The sequence below is a fragment of the Sphingomonas sp. BGYR3 genome (assembly GCF_025153455.1).
Lineage (GTDB): Bacteria > Pseudomonadota > Alphaproteobacteria > Sphingomonadales > Sphingomonadaceae > Sphingomonas.
Map to the genome: position 1 here is coordinate 41,769 of NZ_JANZNT010000001.1, position 15,576 is coordinate 57,344.

Genomic DNA, 15,576 nt, shown 5'->3' on the forward strand with positions numbered 1-15,576 from the left:
CCGCCGATGCTGGTCCGTTTCCTTGCCGCGCTGTTGCTGGTCCTTGGCCTTGCCGCGCCGGTGGCTGCGCAGGACAAGCGGATCGCGCTGACCTTTGACGATGCCCCGCGCGATCGCGGTGCCTTCCTGACCCCGGACGAGCGGACGAAGCGGCTGATCGACGGGCTGCGCCAAGCGGGCGTCGAACAGGCGGCGTTCTTCGTCAATCCCGGTTTCCTGTCCCGCCCGGACGGACAGGGGGGAGAGGCGCGGCTGGCCGCCTATGTCGCCGCGGGTCATGTGCTCGCCAACCACAGCTTTTCCCACCCCGCGCTGACCGACCTGACGGCCGAGCAATATCTGGCCGATATCGACCGGGCACAGGCCTGGCTGTCGAAACAGCCCGGCCATCGCCCCTGGTTCCGCTTCCCGTTCCTGAATGAAGGGCGCGCCGACAAGGCAAAGCGCGATGCCGTCCGCGCCGGCCTTCGCCAACGCGAGCTGACCAACGGCTATGTCACGGCGGACGCCAGCGACTGGAATCTTGAGGGGATGACCATCGCCGCAAAACGCGCGGGAAAGCCGATGGACATGGACGCCCTGCGCGACCTCTATGTCCGGATGCACGTCGATGCGGCAGAGGCGTTTGACGGCATCGCCCGCACCGCGCTGGGCCGCTCGCCCGCCCATGTCATGCTGATGCACGAAACCGATCTTGCCGCCCTGTTCCTGCCCGATCTTGTCGCCGCGCTGCGGGAAAAGGGGTGGACCATCGTCACGGCGGACACGGCCTATGCCGATCCCATCGCGCCGCTCGCCATGACCGTCGACGTCCCCTCGGCTCAGGGCACGCTCACCGAAGCGATTGCGTGGGAAAAGGGCATGTCCCCCCCGCGCTGGTATGAAGGCAACAGCCCCGAAGTGGCGACCCGCTGGTTCGCTGAAACGGTGCTAAAGGAAGCAAAATGACCCAGTTCGACCTGACCGACGATCAGCGCGAGATTCAGGAGCTTGCGCGCCGTTTCACTGCCGATGCCATCACGCCCTTTGCGGCAGAATGGGACGAAAAGCACATCTTTCCGCGCGACACGATCAAGGCCGCGGCGGAACTGGGCTTTGCCGCCATCTATGTCAGCGAGGCATCGGGCGGCATCGGTCTTGGCCGGCTGGAGGCCGCGCTGATCATGGAGGCGATGGCCTATGGCTGCCCGTCGACCAGCGCGTTCATCTCCATCCACAACATGGCCGCCTGGATGCTCGACCGCTTCGGATCGGACGCGGTGAAGGGCAAATATCTCGACAAGCTGGTCACGATGGACTGGATCGCCAGCTATTGCCTGACCGAACCGTCATCCGGCTCCGACGCGGCGGCGCTACAGACCCGCGCGGTCCGCGACGGCGACCATTATGTCGTCACCGGCACCAAGCAGTTCATTTCCGGTGGCGGCGAGAACGAGCTGTACCTCGTCATGGTCCGCACCGGCGAGGAGGGGCCAAAGGGCATTTCGTGCCTTGCCATCGAAAAGGATATGCCCGGCGTCAGCTTCGGCGCGAATGAGCGCAAGCTTGGCTGGCATTCGCAACCGACGCGGCAGGTGATCCTTGAGGACGTGCGCGTGCCGGTCGAAAATCTGGTGGGTGCAGAGGGGCAGGGGTTCCGCATCGCCATGATGGGCCTGGATGGCGGCCGGCTGAACATCGGGGCCTGTTCCCTTGGCGGGGCGCAACGCTGCCTCGACGAAAGCGTCGCCTACGTAAAGGACCGCAAGCAGTTCGGTCAGCCGATCGGCGAGTTTCAGAATACCCAGTTCATGCTGGCCGACATGGCCACCGATCTGGAGGCCGCCCGCGCCCTGCTTTACATGGCGGCGGCCAAGGTGACGGCGGACGCGCCCGACAAGACGCGCTTTGCCGCCATGGCCAAGCGGCTGGCGACCGACACCGGCAGCGCCGTGGTCGACCGCGCGCTGCAATTGCACGGCGGGTACGGCTACCTGATGGATTATCCCATCGAACGATTCTGGCGCGACCTGCGCGTCCATTCGATCCTTGAAGGGACGAACCAGGTGATGCGCATGATCGTCGGCCGGGATCTGCTGCGCCAGTGAGCGACGTCCTCATCACCCGCGACGGCGCGGTCGGCCGCATCCGGCTCAACCGGCCAAAGGCGATCCATGCGCTGACCACCGATATGTGCGCCGCCGTGCTGGCCGCGCTGGCCGAATGGCGCGACGATGCCGGCATCCTGGCGGTCCTGGTCGACCATGCGGATGGCCGCGGCTTCTGCGCGGGCGGCGATATCCGGATGCTGGCGGAAAGCGGCGGCGGCGATGGCGCGGCGGCGCGCCATTTCTTTCGCATCGAATATCGCATGAACCATACGCTGTTTACCTATGCCAAGCCGATCGTGGCCTTTATGGACGGCATCACCATGGGCGGCGGCGTCGGCATCAGCCAGCCTGCGCGCTATCGCGTGGCGACCGAAAACACCCGGCTGGCCATGCCCGAAACCGGCATCGGCCTGTTCCCTGATGTCGGCGGTGGCTGGTATCTGTCCCGCCTGCCGGGCCGCATCGGCCAGTATCTTGCGGTAACGGGCGCACGGATCGACGGGGCCGACTGCCTCGCCCTTGGCCTTGCCACGCATTTCCTGCCCGCTGAACGGCTGGAGGATGCCAAGGCGCGGATCATCGCCGACCCGATCGGGATCGAGGCGGTGCTGGCGGACCTTTCCGCCACGGCGCCACAGCCGCGCATCCTGTCCCATCGCGACGCCATCGACCGCCTGTTCGCCAGCGACCGGCTGGAGGAGATCGTGGCCGCGCTGGAAGCCGACGACAGCGACTTTGCCCGCGACACGCTAGTCACGATCCGCACCAAGTCGCCCCAGGCAATGAAGGTCAGCCTGAAGCTGCTGCTCGATGCAGCGACCATGCCGACGTTCGAGGATGAGATGCGACAGGAATATGCCGTTGCCACCCGCGTCGTTCAGCGGCCCGACTTTATCGAAGGCGTCCGCGCGCTGATCGTCGACAAGGATAATGCCCCTGTCTGGAACCCGGCGGCGATCGAGGACATGACCGATCACATGATCGACCGCATCTTCGCGCCCCTGCCGGATGACGAGGCGTGGACGCCTGTCTAGACCTCATCGTCACCCCGGCCTTGAGCCGGGGTCCAGCTATTGCCAACCCGCCAGTGGGGCGGGACCCCGGCTCAAGGCCGGGGTGACGGAAGGAAACAGCAATGACCTACGAAACCATCCTGGTCGAACCGCGCGCCGACGGCGTGACGCTGATCACGCTCAACCGGCCAAAGGCGTTGAACGCCCTGAACGCGCAGGTGCTGGCCGATCTGCTGGCCGCGCTCGCTGCCTTCGATGCCGACCCGGCTCAGGGCTGCGCCGTCATCACCGGCAGTGAAAAGGCGTTTGCGGCCGGCGCGGATATCAAGGAAATGGCGGAAATGGGCTTTGCCGACATGTATGGCAGCAATCATTTCAGCGGGTGGGAGGCGTTTACCCGCACCCGCAAGCCGGTGATCGCGGCGGTTGCCGGCTATGCGCTGGGCGGCGGGTGCGAACTGGCGATGATGTGCGATTTCATCCTGGCCGCCGACACCGCAAAGTTCGGTCAGCCGGAAATCAAGCTGGCCGTCGCCCCCGGCATGGGCGGGTCGCAGCGGCTGGCCCGCGCGGTGGGTAAGGCAAAGGCGATGGAAATGGTCCTTACCGGCCGGATGATGGACGCAGCCGAGGCCGAACGCGCCGGCCTGGTCAGCCGCATCGTCCCCGCCGCCGATCTGGTCGACGAAGCACTCAAGACCGCCGCCGCCATTGCCGCCATGCCGCCGCTGGCGGTCCTGGCGAACAAGGAACTTGTCAACGCCGCGTTCGAAACCACGCTGGCACAGGGGGTTCAGTTCGAACGCCGCCTGTTCAACGGCCTGTTCGGCACCGCGGACCAGAAAGAGGGCATGGCCGCGTTCATGGAAAAGCGCCCCGGCACCTGGACCGGGCGATAAGGAGCAAGCCGATGACCAGCATCGCGTTTATCGGCCTTGGCAATATGGGCGGCGGCATGGCCGCCAATCTGGCAAAGGCCGGGCATGACGTGCGCGCCTATGACCTGTCGGAGGCCGCGCTGGATCGCGCCCGCACCGCCGGGTGCCTTGCCGCGCTGTCGGTGGAAGAGGCGGTTGCCGGCGCAGAGGCCATTGTCACCATGCTGCCCGCCGGCACCCATGTCGATCAGGTGTGGCGTGATCAGCTGATCCCGCTGGCCACGCCCGGCACGCTGCTGATGGATTGTTCGACCATCGATGTCGCCACGGCCCGCGCCGTGGCCGAAGCGGCGGCGACGCGCGGCCTGCTGGCGGTGGATGCGCCGGTATCGGGCGGCATTGCGGCGGCCAATGCCGGCACGCTCACGTTCATGGTCGGTGGGACGGACGCGGCCTTTGCCCGGGCCGAACCGATCCTGTCCGCCATGGGCAAATCCGTGATCCATGCCGGTGCCGTCGGCGCGGGTCAGGCGGCAAAGATCTGCAACAACATGATCCTTGGCGCGACGATGGCCGCGACGTGCGAGGCATTCGTGCTCGCCGAAAAGCTGGAGCTGGATGCAGGGCGGTTCTTCGACATCGCGTCGGTTTCGTCGGGGCAGAGCTGGTCGATGACCAGCTATTGCCCGGTCCCCGGCGTCGGCCCGGAAACGCCCGCCGACCGCGACTATCAGGGCGGGTTCGCTGCCCAACTGATGCTCAAGGATCTGAAGCTCGCCATGGATGCCGCCGACGGCGCGGGCGCGGCCACGCCGATGGGCAAGCGCGCGGCCGAACTCTATCAACGCTTCGTCGATGACGGAAACGGCACGCTGGATTTCAGCGGCCTGATCCGGATGCTGGCCAAGGACTGAACCCGTGTTCCTGCGAATGCAGGAACCCAGAGCCAAACCGGCATCGCTTTGCACCCTTGGGCTCCTGCTTTCGCAGGAGCACCGCTCTCACAACCCCCTCAGCGCCTGTGCGGGGCGAACCGACATGATCGGGATCGACCCCGCCAGCCCGATGGCCAGCGTGCCCAGCGCGCCGACGCCCAGCGTGCCCAGGACCAGCGCCCAGTCGGGCGACCAGCCGAATTCGAATATCCGCACGATCACGAACCATGCCGCGCCAAGGCCCAGTGCCAGCGCCACGCCCGCAAGCACGCTAGCCAGCAGCGCATATTCGATCGCCTGCGCGCCCAGCACCTGCCACCGCGTCGCGCCCAGCGTTTTCAGGATCACACTATCATAGGCGCGCGCCTGCCGCGATGCCGCAATCGCGCCGACCAGCACCGCGATGCCCGCCAGGATCGCGACCGATCCGGCCAGCAGGATCGCCGTCGACATCTGGCCCAGCAACACGCTCACCTGCGCCACCACCTCGCCCACATCGATCACCGAAACCGACGGGAATGCGGCCAGCAGCGCGCGGGTCATCCCCGGCTGCACCGTACCGGGCAGGGTGATCGTCGCGGCCAGGCTGTGCGGCGCGGCCTTCAGCGTCGATGGCGTGAACACCATGATATAGTTGAAGCCCATCGTTTCCCAATTCACCTGACGCAGCGATGCGATCCGCGCGTCGATCTCGCGGCCCAGCACCGACACGGTGATCGTGTCGCCCACGCCGACCTGCATCACCTTCGCCGCTTCCTGATCCAGCGAAATCAGCGGCGGCCCTGCATAGTCCCCTGGCCACCACTTGCCCGCCGTCAGCTCCGATCCTTCAGGCAGCGTGTCGGAATAGGTGACGCCCCGTTCACCGCGCAGGAACCATGCGCCTTCGGGCAGGGTCTTCATGTCCGCCACCCGCTGCCCGCGAAACGCGACGATGGTGCCGCGCAGGGTGGGCACGATATTGAGGTCGGCGCCCGGCGCCTGCTGCCGCACCAGCGCGCCGAACGCCGCCTGCCGCTCAATGGGGATGTCCAGCACGAACTGGTCCGGTGCCTTTTTCGGCACGGTGTTGCGGATCTCGCTCGCCAGGCTCGACTGGATCGCCGCCAGCGTGACGAACAGGGTCAGGCCCAGGCCCAGCGCAACCACCAGCGCCGATGTCTGCGCCCCCGGCCGGTACAGGTTGGTCACCGCCAGCCGCGCCAGCGGACGGCGCGGAGAGGGAAGCCGCCGCGCCAGCCAGCGCACCGCAACGCCAATGCCCAGCAGCAGCAGGATCGTGCCCGCAACACCGCCCAGCACCGCTGCGGCGAACAGCGGATCGCGCGCCGTGCCCAGCGCCAGCGCCAGCACCGCCGCCCCGGCCAGCGCGACCAGCGCCATTGTCCGCCGGTCGATCCGCGCCCGCCGGTCCACCGTCTCGCGAAAGATCGCAGCGGCGGGCAGGGTCCGCGCGCGCGCCAGCGGGGGCAGGGTAAAGATCAGCGCGATCAGCACGCCATAGCCTGCACTGATCGCCAGCGCCCCCGGCGCGATGGCAAAGCCCGGCTTCACCGGCAACAGGTCCTGCACCGCCGTCACCAGGGCAAAGGGCAGGACGATGCCCGTCACCAGCCCCGCCGCAATCGCCAGCAATGCCACCGCACCCACCTGCATCAGGTAGATGCGGGCAATATCGCCCGACGACGCGCCCAGGATCTTCAGCGTGGCGATCCCGTTCCGCTTGATCGCCAGATAGGAACCAACCCCGTTGCTGACCCCGATCCCCGCAATCGCCAGCGCGGCCAGCCCGATCAGCGCCAGGAACTGGCCCATGCGCTCGAAAAACCGGCTGGTGCCCGGCGCCGCGCCATCGCGCGTTTTGATGTCCAGCCCCGCCTCCGGGAACGCCGCCTTCAACCGGTCGGCCACCGCCTTGGCATCGGTGCCATCGGGCGTGCGGATGCGGTATTTGCTTTCATACAGGCTGCCCGGCAGAATGAGGCCGCTGCGCCGCAACCCGTCGAGCGAGGTGAGCGCCACCGGGCCAAGCGTGAACCCTTCGCCCACCCGGTCGGGTTCGTCGGCAATGATGTCGTGGATGCGATACTCGGCATTGCCATACCGGATCATCTGCCCCGGCTTCAACGCCAGCCGCTCGGCCAGCGCCTCCCCGATCACCACCTCGTCCGCGGTCAGCCGCGCCGCCGCCCCGCCGCGCAGGGTCAGCGCGCCATAAAGCGGATAGGCATTGTCCACGCCCTTCAACTCGGTCAGCACCGCTGATGGCCCGTTGGTTCCTGCATCGACCCGCTGGGCCATGGCGCGCAGGCGGATGGTTTCGGACAGGCGACCGGCGGCGCGGAACGCGGCCTTTTCGGCCTCGCTCGCCTCGCGCTGCGTCATCTCCACCTCGACATCGCCGCCCAGGATCAACTGGCCCTTGGACGCGATCTCGCCCGTGATCGCGCTGGTCAGCCCGCCGATGGTCGCCAGCGTCGCCACGCCCAGGAACAGACAGACGAACAACAGGCGCAGCCCGCGAAACCCGGCGTGCAGATCGCGCCGCGCGATCCGCCACAGCGCCGCCCAGCTCAGCCGCTCGCTCATGCGCTGGCCCGGTCGGCGACGATCACGCCGTCGCGCATCTCGACCACGCGGTCGCACCGCTCGGCAAGGGCGGGGTCATGGGTGATGATGACCAGCGTTGCCCCCGCCGCCCGTTGCCGGTCGAACAGGATATCCTCGATCGCGCCGCTGGTCGCGCCGTCCAGATTGCCGGTCGGCTCGTCCGCGAACAGGATGGCGGGGCGGGGCGCGACCGCGCGGGCAATCGCCACGCGCTGCTGCTCGCCGCCCGACAGCTGCGCCGGATAATGCGTCAGCCGATGGCCAAGGCCTACCGCCTCCAGCTCGGCCCGCCCGCGCTCGAACGCATCGGCCACGCCCGCCAGCTCCATCGGCACGGCGACATTTTCCAGCGCGGTCATGGTGGGCAACAGGTGGAAGGATTGCAGGACGATGCCGATCCGCCCCCGCCGCGCCCGGGCCAGTGCATCCTCGTCCATCGGGCCGAACTCCATGTCCGCCACCCGCACCTCGCCGCCGGACGCGCGCTCAAGGCCGGACAGGATCGCCATCAGCGACGATTTGCCCGAGCCCGAAGGGCCAAGGATGGCGACGCTCTGCCCCTGCGGGATGCTCAGGTCGATCCCTTTCAGGATTTCCGTCGGGGCGGCGCTGGTGCCAAGGGTAAGGGTGACATTGCGCGCCTGGATCGCAATATGGGAAGGCTCGACAGTGGCGTGCATTGGTAAGGGAAATCCCCGGCATGGGTGTGAACTGGGTTCGGCGTGGAACGACATATGTGGCGCTGTGCGCTGCGGCGCAATTGCTTGCCGCCTGTTCGGGTGAACCGGCGGCGGACAATGTGGCGGACCTCGCCGCCGACAATGCCGCCAGGCCCATGGCTCGGCCCGCCGCCGCCGGGGCGGAGGCCGCGAACGCGCGCCTCGTCGTCGCATTCGGGGACAGCCTTTATGCCGGCTATGGCGTTGCCCAGAACGAAAGCTTCCCCGCCGCGCTGCAACGCAGCCTGACGGCGCGGGGCATCGCCGCCGATGTCCGCAATGCCGGGGTGTCGGGCGAAACGACGCAGGGCGGGCTCCAGCGGCTGGCCTTCACGCTGGACGGATTTCCTCGAAAGCCGGACCTGCTGATCCTGGGCCTTGGCGGCAACGACATGCTGCGCGGCATCGATCCGGCCGAAACCGACCGCAACCTGCGCGGGATGCTGGACCTGCTCAAGGAACGCGGCATCCCGGTGATGCTGACCGGCATGGTCGCCGCGCCCAATATGGGGGCCGATTATCGCCGCCGCTTCGACGCCATCTATCCTGCGCTGGCAAAAGACTACGGCGTGCCGCTCTATCCCTTTTTCCTCGACGGGGTGATCGGCGACCGCACGTTGATGCAGGCCGATTCCATCCATCCCAATGCCAGGGGGATCGATCGGGTGACGGATCGGGTCGCGCCGCTGGTCGCCACCGCGCTGAACCCGGCGGCTACCGGCGGTTAACCCTCAATTTGCCTTCTCAACCGGGCGGTCAGGCGGCATTCGGGGCAACCCTCGTGGAGAATTGCCGCAATGCGCCTTGCCCTTCCCATTGCCGTCCTTGCACTGGCCGTGCCGGGCATCGCCATGCCCCAGTCGCGCGGGCCATTCGTCATCGAACAGACGGGGCAGGCGTTCGACACCATCGACGCCGCCGTGACAGAGGCGCATGACAGCAATTCGACCATCCTGATCGCGCCCGGCGTCTATCGCCAGTGCACGGTTCAGATTACCGGCAACATCACCTACCGGGCGCGGGAACCGGGCACCGTGGTGTTCGAGGGAGAGACGTGCGAGGACAAGGCGGCGTTCGTCCTGCGCGGCAAATCCTCGGTCGTCGACGGCATCATCTTTCGCGGGTTCAGCGTCGCCGACGGCAATGGCGCTGGCATCCGCATCGAACGCGGGAACCTGATCGTCCGCAATTCCATGTTCCTCGACAGTCAGGAAGGGATCCTGGGCGCGACCGACGAACCGTGGAACATCACCATCGACCGCTCGACCTTTGCCGGCCTTGGCCAGTGCGACGAAAGCGAAAGCTGCGCGCACTCGATCTATCTGGAAACGACCGGCCTGATCACCGTCACCCGATCGCGCTTCGAACGGGGCGAGGGCGGCCATTACGTCAAGCTGCGCGGACCGCGCGTCGATATCCGCGACAACAGCTTTGACGACACGCGCGGGCGGAAAACGAACTACATGATCGACCTGTCCGTCGGCGGCACCGGCATCATCGCGGGCAACAGCTTCGTTCAGGGGCGGAACAAGGAAAACTGGACCGCCTTCATCGCCGTATCGCCAGAGGCGCGGGAACATCGCGCGGCCGGCCTCCGGGTAGAGGGGAATGACGCGCGCCTTGCCCCCGGCGTCGACAAGAACCCCGTTTTCGTCGCCAATGCCAGCGGCGAGCGGCTGGCCATCGGCGCCAATACCCTTGGCCCCGGCATCCGGCCGTACGAAACGCGCTGATCCGGCCGCCGCGCCGCCATCGCTGGCGGTATGGCCCATGGCACGCATTGCCTGTGCGCCGCCGAACCCGCTAGGGCGGGGCGATGGGCGGCGGATCACCGTCCGCCCGACCGGGAATGGTGAATGCGTCTTGTTCCGTCCGTAACGCTGGTCCTTCATGCGCTGATGCTGGCGGCCGCCATGCTGCTTACCCGGCCGGCATGGGCACAGGGGACCTCGCCCGGCCCGCATATCGCCATCGATCTGGTGGCAGAGACGGATCGACCCGCGCCGGGTGGCACGGTGACGCTGGCCTTCGATTCCCGGCCCGATGCCGGGTGGCATGGATACTGGCTCAATCCCGGGGCGGCCGGGGTTGCCACCCGCTATGACTGGACGCTGCCCGCCGGCGTCACGGCCGGGGCGCCGCGCTATCCGGTGCCGCACCGGCTGATCGTCGCGGACATCATGAACTATGTCTATGAAGGGCCTTTCGCCCCGCTGGTCACGCTGACGCTGGATGCCGGGCTGGCCCCCGGCACCCGTCTGCCGGTCAGCGTGCGGCTCGATTATCTTGTCTGCACGAACGAGATTTGCGTGCCCGAACGGGCGGAACGGTCGATCACGCTGACCGTCGGGGATGGCGCGGTCGATCCGGGGCGCCGCGCCCGGTTCGATGCGTGGCGACAGGCGATCCCGCCCCCGATCGGCAGCGCGGCCAGCTTTGCCCTGTCCGGCAACGGCGATGCCCGCACCATCCGCCTCGCCATTCCCTTTCCCGCCGACCGCCCGATCGGCGATGCCTATTTCTTCCCGCTGACCGGCGATGTGATCGATTACGACGCGCCGCAGCGGGTGGTGCGCGACGGCGACCGGCTGCTCGTCGAAACCCGCGCCACCGGTACGGCGGCCCGAATCGAGGGCGTAATCGCCACCGATGCCGGGCGCGGCTTTGCCATCGCCGCAACGCCGGGCGATGTGCCGGCCCTGCCGTCCGGCGGGGTGGATTGGGGCGCGGCGCTGATTGCGCTGCTCGGCGCGCTGGCGGGCGGGGTGCTGCTCAATGTCATGCCCTGCGTCTTTCCGATCCTCAGCCTAAAGGCGCTCAGCCTTGCCAAGGCGGGCGGCGAGGAACGACAGGCGCGGCGGGAGGCGCTGGCCTATACCGCCGGGGTCGTGCTGGTCTGTCTGGCGCTGGGCGGCCTGCTGCTTGCGCTGCGGGCGGGCGGGGCCAGTGTCGGCTGGGCGTTTCAGCTTCAGAACCCTCAGGTGATCCTGATCCTGCTGCTGCTCGTCACCGCCATTGCCCTCAACCTTGCCGGGCTGTTCGAAATGACGTTGCCGGGGCCGCTTGCCCGCCTGACCGATGGCGGGTCGGGCGGTGCGTTCATGACCGGCGCGCTGGCCGCGTTCGTCGCCACGCCGTGCAGCGGCCCGTTCATGGCGGCGGCGCTCGGCGCGGCGCTGGTCCTGCCCGTCCCGGTTGCCCTCGCGATCTTTGCCGGGCTTGGCCTTGGCCTTGCGTTGCCGTTCCTGCTGCTCGGCTTCGTGCCGGCCCTTCGCCGCCGCCTGCCGAAACCCGGCACCTGGATGGTGCGCCTGCGCCACCTGTTGTCCGTGCCGATGTTCCTGACCGCGCTGGCGCTCGCCTGGGTGCTGGGTCAGCAGGCGGGGGTTGGCGGCATGACGCTGGGGCTGGGCGCGGCGCTGTTGTTCGGCCTTGGCCTGTGGTGGTCCGGCGGGCTTCAGCGGGGGATGAGCGCGCGTGCCTGGCTGCCCGGCACGCTGGCGCTGGTGCTCGGCCTTGCGGCAATCCCCCTGATCCGCCCGGCGCCCGCCAATGCCGCCGCAGAAATGCTGGCCGGCGCAGAACCGTTCAGCGAGGCGCGACTGGCCGCCCTTCGCGCCGAAGGACGGCCGGTCTTCGCCTATTTCACCGCCGACTGGTGCGTGACGTGCAAGGTGAACGAGCGGACGGTGATCGATACCGATGCGGTCCGCAACGCCCTTTCCGGGGGCAAGGTGGCGGTGCTGGTCGGCGACTGGACCGATGGCGACCCGGCACTCGGCCGGTTTATTGAGGCGAATGGCCGCGCGGGCGTGCCGCTGTACCTGTGGTACGCGCCCGGCAAGCCTGAACCCGATGTGCTGCCCCAGATCCTGACCCAGTCCATGCTGACCGGGCGGGCGGGGGCGGGGGGTTCCTGAACCTTTCCTACTTGTGCGGTGCAACCTGAATGTGCAGCATGGCGTTATGGCTTTCAGCTGACACTAAGGGGGGCGATCGCGAGTGGATGGAGCGTTCGATGAAATCTGGGGCCTTGGCCGCGGCGCCGGGGCCAGGCCGGGTTTCGACGCGATTGCCGCATGGATGGCCGATACGCCGCCTGCCGAACTTGAACGCCGGTTGCAGGCCGCCGAAACCATGTTCCGCCAGCTGGGCATCACCTTTGCCGTCTATGGCGACCGGGAGGCTGCGGAACGGATCATCCCGTTCGATATCGTCCCCCGCGTGTTCACCGCCGCCGAATGGTCCAGCCTCAGCGCGGGCCTGGTTCAGCGGGTGGATGCGATCAACGCCTTTCTGCGCGACATCTATGGCCCGCAAGAGATTTTGCGCGCGGGCATCCTTCCGCCCGAACTGATCCATTGCAACGACCAGTTCCGGCCCGAAGTGGTCGGCACGCGGCCCCCACACGATGTGTGGGCGCATATCTGCGGCATTGACCTGGTTCGCACCGGGCCGGACGAATTTTACGTGCTGGAAGATAACGCCCGCACGCCGTCGGGCGTCTCCTACATGCTGGAAAATCGGGAGGCGATGATCCGCCTGTGCCCGGAATTGTTCCGCAGCTTTCGGGTCGCGGCGGTCGACAGCTATCCTGACCTCTTGCACGCGACGATGCAGTCGGTCGCGCCGCTGGGGCGGGAGCGTGATCCGCTGTGCGTCGTGCTGACGCCGGGCCATTACAATTCCGCCTATTACGAACACAGCTTCCTGGCTGATTCGATGGGCGTCCCGCTGGTCGAGGCGGCGGACCTGATCGTTGATGACGACATGGTCTATATGCAGACGATCGGCGGCCGGGTGCGGGTGGACGTGATCTATCGCCGCATCGACGACGATTATCTGGACCCGCTGGTCTTCCGGCCGGATTCGATGCTGGGCGTGCCGGGCATCATGGCGGCCTATCGTGCGGGCAATGTCGCGCTGATCAACGCGCCGGGCAACGGCATTGCCGATGACAAGGCGATTTACAGCTATATGCCGGAAATCGTCCGCTTCTATACCGGCAGCGAGGCAAAGCTGCCGAACGTCCAGACATGGCGCTGCCGCGAGCCGGAGGCGCTGGCCTATGTCCTCGATCGCCTGCCCGAACTGGTGGTCAAACTGGTCGACGGATCCGGCGGCTACGGGATGCTGGTCGGCCCGACCGCCAGCCATGACGAGATCGAGCAATTCCGCGCCGCCCTGATCGCAGAGCCGCAGCGGTACATCGCGCAGCCGACGCTGGCCCTGTCCACCGTCCCGACCTTTACCGACAAGGGGCTGGCTCCACGCCATGTCGATTTCCGCCCCTTCGTGCTGACCGGCAGCCAGGGCGTAAAGGTCGTTCCCGGCGGCCTTACCCGTGTCGCGCTTAAGGAAGGGTCGCTGGTGGTCAATTCCAGTCAGGGCGGCGGGACCAAGGACAGTTTCGTCCTGCTGCCCGAATGTGGCAGCCAGCATCGCGAACAGGGCGAGGGTCAGGTTCAGGAACAGGCGCTGGTCGATGAAACGCCCATCGACGGACAAAGTCAGGGCCGTTCTGGGGGGCTGGACTGATGCTGATGCTGTCCCGCTCCGCCGCGTCGCTCTACTGGCTTGGCCGCTATGTCGAACGCGCCGATTTCATGGCCCGGCTGGTCGAAGCGACGATCCGCCTCGACGCGCTGTCCGCCCGCCCGGCGGGGGAGGCCGCGTGGGAAAGCGCGCTGGCCGTCACCTATAACAGTGAGGGGTTTGCCGCGACGGGCGAGACGCTGACCCCCACCCATGTTGCGCGGTATCTGACTACGGACGGGTCGCATTTCGGCTCGATCGTCCACTGCCTGCACATGGCGCGCGACAATGCCCGCGCCGTGCGTACCGCCCTGACGCGAGAGGCTTGGGCCGGCATCAACCGCGCATGGCTGTTGTTCAGCAGCCGGTCCAGCCCCGGCGGCGCGAATGCAACGCTCAACCTTGTCGAGGCGGTGAAGGCCGAAACGCGCGGGTTCGAGGGCGCGGTGCACCGCATGATGAAGAACGAGGCGGTGTGGTTCATCCGCCTGGGCGCTGCGATCGAGCGGGCGGACAACACTGCGCGCCTCATCGACGTCAAATATCACCTCTTGCTGCCAGAGGGCGAGAAGGTCGGCGGCGTGATCGACCGGGATCAGTGGACAACGATCCTTCAGACCGTCTCTGCCGTCACCGCCTATCGCTGGCTCTATTCAGAGGGGCTGAAACCGTCGCTGGTCATCGACCTGCTCACCACACGCGGCGAACTGCCGCGCAGCCTTGCCGCCTGTGTCGAGGAAACGGTCGAAATGCTCAGCCTGCTGGCCCGCCGCACCGGATTGCAGGGGGAGGCGGACCGCATGGCCCGTGCCCGCCTGTCGCGGATGCAGCGCACGCGTTCGGGCGATGTCATCCTGGGCGGTCTGCACGAATGGCTGACCGGGTTCATCGCCGAAAATGAAAGGCTGGACGGCGTGATCGCCCGCCAGTTCCGGTTCGGCTGATGCGGCTCGCCATCGAACACACCACCCATTACCGCTTTACGGAGCCTCAGGCCCGGCTGGTCCAGCTGCTGCGCCTGACCCCGCGCGACGATGCCAATCAGACGATCGTCAACTGGCGCATCGACGTCAGCTGCGACGCGCGGCTGCGGCACGGCATGGATGGGCATGGCAACGCCGTTACCATGCTCTATGCCGAAGGGCCGCTGGACGAAATCGCGATCACCGTGGCGGGTGAGGTGCTGACCACCGACGGCACCGGTGTGCTGGGCGGGATTGCGGAAACGCTGTCCCCGATCGTCTATCGCCGCGTGACCCCGACCACCCTGCATGACGATGCGATCCGCGCCTTTGCCGACGGCATTGCATCGGCCCATTCCGAACGGCTGCCGCTGCTCCGGGCGCTCAACCACGCACTGCCCGGCCATTGGGCGGGCCGGGCGCGCAAGACCGACCGGACAGAGGCCGCCGCCATGTTCGCCGCCGATATGGCATCGCCGCGCGACATGGCGCTGGTATTCGTGTCGGCCGCCCGGTCGCTGTCGATCCCGGCGCGCTATGTCGTCGGCTACAGTCTGGCCGCCGCCGACGCGCATGGCGCGCCCGGCCCGCATGGCTGGGCAGAGGCATGGGTGGACGGCCTTGGATGGGTCGGGTTCGACCCGTCCCAGGGCCATTCGCCGGACGAAGGTTATGTCCGCATCGCGGTCGGCCTCGACGCCGCCGGCTCCACCCCCATCGCCGGGATGCGCATCGGCCATGGTCAGGAAGTGCTGGACGTCGACGTCCATGTCGACCGGCTGGGCGGGGAAGGCTGATCGACCGGGCGATCGGACGGTTGCGAGGCCGCCCTGT

The 15,576-nt window shown here is 67.5% G+C and carries 13 protein-coding genes; 11 read left to right on the plus strand and 2 right to left on the minus strand.

Features of this window, described 5'->3' with window-relative positions:
• The first annotated feature begins 6 nt into the window (after positions 1-6).
• From NYR55_RS00195 to mmsB, 5 genes are all read left to right on the plus strand, one after another.
• Positions 7-948 (plus strand): polysaccharide deacetylase family protein, encoded by a 942-nt coding sequence (locus NYR55_RS00195; protein WP_260019243.1) that lies wholly within the window; start codon positions 7-9, stop codon positions 946-948.
• Complete coding sequence (locus tag NYR55_RS00200) at positions 945-2,087, plus strand: acyl-CoA dehydrogenase family protein (protein ID WP_260019244.1); 1,143 nt, start codon at positions 945-947, stop codon at positions 2,085-2,087. The genes NYR55_RS00195 and NYR55_RS00200 overlap by 4 nt, the downstream gene beginning before the upstream one ends.
• Positions 2,084-3,124 (plus strand): enoyl-CoA hydratase/isomerase family protein, encoded by a 1,041-nt coding sequence (locus NYR55_RS00205; RefSeq protein WP_260019245.1) that lies wholly within the window; start codon positions 2,084-2,086, stop codon positions 3,122-3,124. The genes NYR55_RS00200 and NYR55_RS00205 overlap by 4 nt, the downstream gene beginning before the upstream one ends.
• A gap of 101 nt (positions 3,125-3,225) precedes the next feature.
• The gene (locus tag NYR55_RS00210; protein WP_260019246.1) at positions 3,226-4,002 is read left to right on the plus strand and encodes an enoyl-CoA hydratase; all 777 of its coding nucleotides are present in this window, start codon (positions 3,226-3,228) and stop codon (positions 4,000-4,002) included.
• Between the two features lie 11 nt (positions 4,003-4,013).
• On the plus strand, positions 4,014-4,895 hold the full coding sequence (gene mmsB, locus NYR55_RS00215) for a 3-hydroxyisobutyrate dehydrogenase (RefSeq protein ID WP_260019247.1): 882 nt from the start codon (positions 4,014-4,016) through the stop codon (positions 4,893-4,895).
• A gap of 87 nt (positions 4,896-4,982) precedes the next feature.
• Here the strand turns inward: mmsB and NYR55_RS00220 are convergent, their stop codons facing one another.
• Both NYR55_RS00220 and NYR55_RS00225 read right to left on the minus strand, forming a co-directional pair.
• The gene (locus NYR55_RS00220) at positions 4,983-7,505 is read right to left on the minus strand and encodes an FtsX-like permease family protein (RefSeq protein ID WP_260019248.1); all 2,523 of its coding nucleotides are present in this window, start codon (positions 7,503-7,505) and stop codon (positions 4,983-4,985) included.
• Positions 7,502-8,206, minus strand: coding sequence for an ABC transporter ATP-binding protein (locus NYR55_RS00225; protein WP_260019249.1), 705 nt, complete (start codon positions 8,204-8,206; stop codon positions 7,502-7,504). The genes NYR55_RS00220 and NYR55_RS00225 overlap by 4 nt, the downstream gene beginning before the upstream one ends.
• Before the next feature lie 155 nt (positions 8,207-8,361).
• Between NYR55_RS00225 and NYR55_RS00230 the strand changes: the two genes are divergently transcribed.
• The 6 genes from NYR55_RS00230 (at position 8,362) to NYR55_RS00255 (ending at position 15,539) form a co-directional block, all read left to right on the plus strand.
• On the plus strand, positions 8,362-8,973 hold the full coding sequence (locus NYR55_RS00230) for an arylesterase (protein ID WP_260021502.1): 612 nt from the start codon (positions 8,362-8,364) through the stop codon (positions 8,971-8,973).
• A 69-nt stretch (positions 8,974-9,042) separates the two neighbouring features.
• A complete protein-coding gene (locus NYR55_RS00235; protein WP_260019250.1) occupies positions 9,043-9,978 on the plus strand; it encodes a right-handed parallel beta-helix repeat-containing protein in 936 nt (311 codons plus the stop codon).
• A 123-nt stretch (positions 9,979-10,101) separates the two neighbouring features.
• Positions 10,102-12,165, plus strand: coding sequence for a thioredoxin family protein (locus NYR55_RS00240; protein WP_260019251.1), 2,064 nt, complete (start codon positions 10,102-10,104; stop codon positions 12,163-12,165).
• A 163-nt stretch (positions 12,166-12,328) separates the two neighbouring features.
• Complete coding sequence (locus tag NYR55_RS00245) at positions 12,329-13,783, plus strand: circularly permuted type 2 ATP-grasp protein (protein ID WP_260021503.1); 1,455 nt, start codon at positions 12,329-12,331, stop codon at positions 13,781-13,783.
• A 5-nt stretch (positions 13,784-13,788) separates the two neighbouring features.
• Entirely contained in the window at positions 13,789-14,724 is a 936-nt protein-coding gene (locus NYR55_RS00250; RefSeq protein ID WP_260021504.1) for an alpha-E domain-containing protein, read from the plus strand.
• Positions 14,724-15,539: a transglutaminase family protein gene (locus NYR55_RS00255; RefSeq protein ID WP_260019252.1), complete on the plus strand. Its 816-nt coding sequence runs from the start codon at positions 14,724-14,726 to the stop codon at positions 15,537-15,539. Before NYR55_RS00250 ends, NYR55_RS00255 begins: the two co-directional genes overlap by 1 nt.
• Positions 15,540-15,576 lie beyond the last annotated feature (37 nt).

Excerpts from the sequence above, each read along its gene's own strand:
- NYR55_RS00195 (WP_260019243.1), top strand. The coding sequence starts at position 7 with ATGCTGGTCCGTTTCCTTGCCGCGCTGTTGCTGGTCCTTGGCCTTGCC.
- NYR55_RS00200 (WP_260019244.1), top strand. The coding sequence starts at position 945 with ATGACCCAGTTCGACCTGACCGACGATCAGCGCGAGATTCAGGAGCTT.
- NYR55_RS00210 (WP_260019246.1), top strand. The coding sequence starts at position 3,226 with ATGACCTACGAAACCATCCTGGTCGAACCGCGCGCCGACGGCGTGACG.
- mmsB (WP_260019247.1), top strand. The coding sequence starts at position 4,014 with ATGACCAGCATCGCGTTTATCGGCCTTGGCAATATGGGCGGCGGCATG.
- NYR55_RS00220 (WP_260019248.1), bottom strand. The coding sequence starts at position 7,505 with ATGAGCGAGCGGCTGAGCTGGGCGGCGCTGTGGCGGATCGCGCGGCGC.
- NYR55_RS00225 (WP_260019249.1), bottom strand. The coding sequence starts at position 8,206 with ATGCACGCCACTGTCGAGCCTTCCCATATTGCGATCCAGGCGCGCAAT.
- NYR55_RS00230 (WP_260021502.1), top strand. The coding sequence starts at position 8,362 with ATGGCTCGGCCCGCCGCCGCCGGGGCGGAGGCCGCGAACGCGCGCCTC.
- NYR55_RS00235 (WP_260019250.1), top strand. The coding sequence starts at position 9,043 with ATGCGCCTTGCCCTTCCCATTGCCGTCCTTGCACTGGCCGTGCCGGGC.
- NYR55_RS00240 (WP_260019251.1), top strand. The coding sequence starts at position 10,102 with ATGCGTCTTGTTCCGTCCGTAACGCTGGTCCTTCATGCGCTGATGCTG.
- NYR55_RS00245 (WP_260021503.1), top strand. The coding sequence starts at position 12,329 with ATGGCCGATACGCCGCCTGCCGAACTTGAACGCCGGTTGCAGGCCGCC.
- NYR55_RS00250 (WP_260021504.1), top strand. The coding sequence starts at position 13,789 with ATGCTGTCCCGCTCCGCCGCGTCGCTCTACTGGCTTGGCCGCTATGTC.
- NYR55_RS00255 (WP_260019252.1), top strand. The coding sequence starts at position 14,724 with ATGCGGCTCGCCATCGAACACACCACCCATTACCGCTTTACGGAGCCT.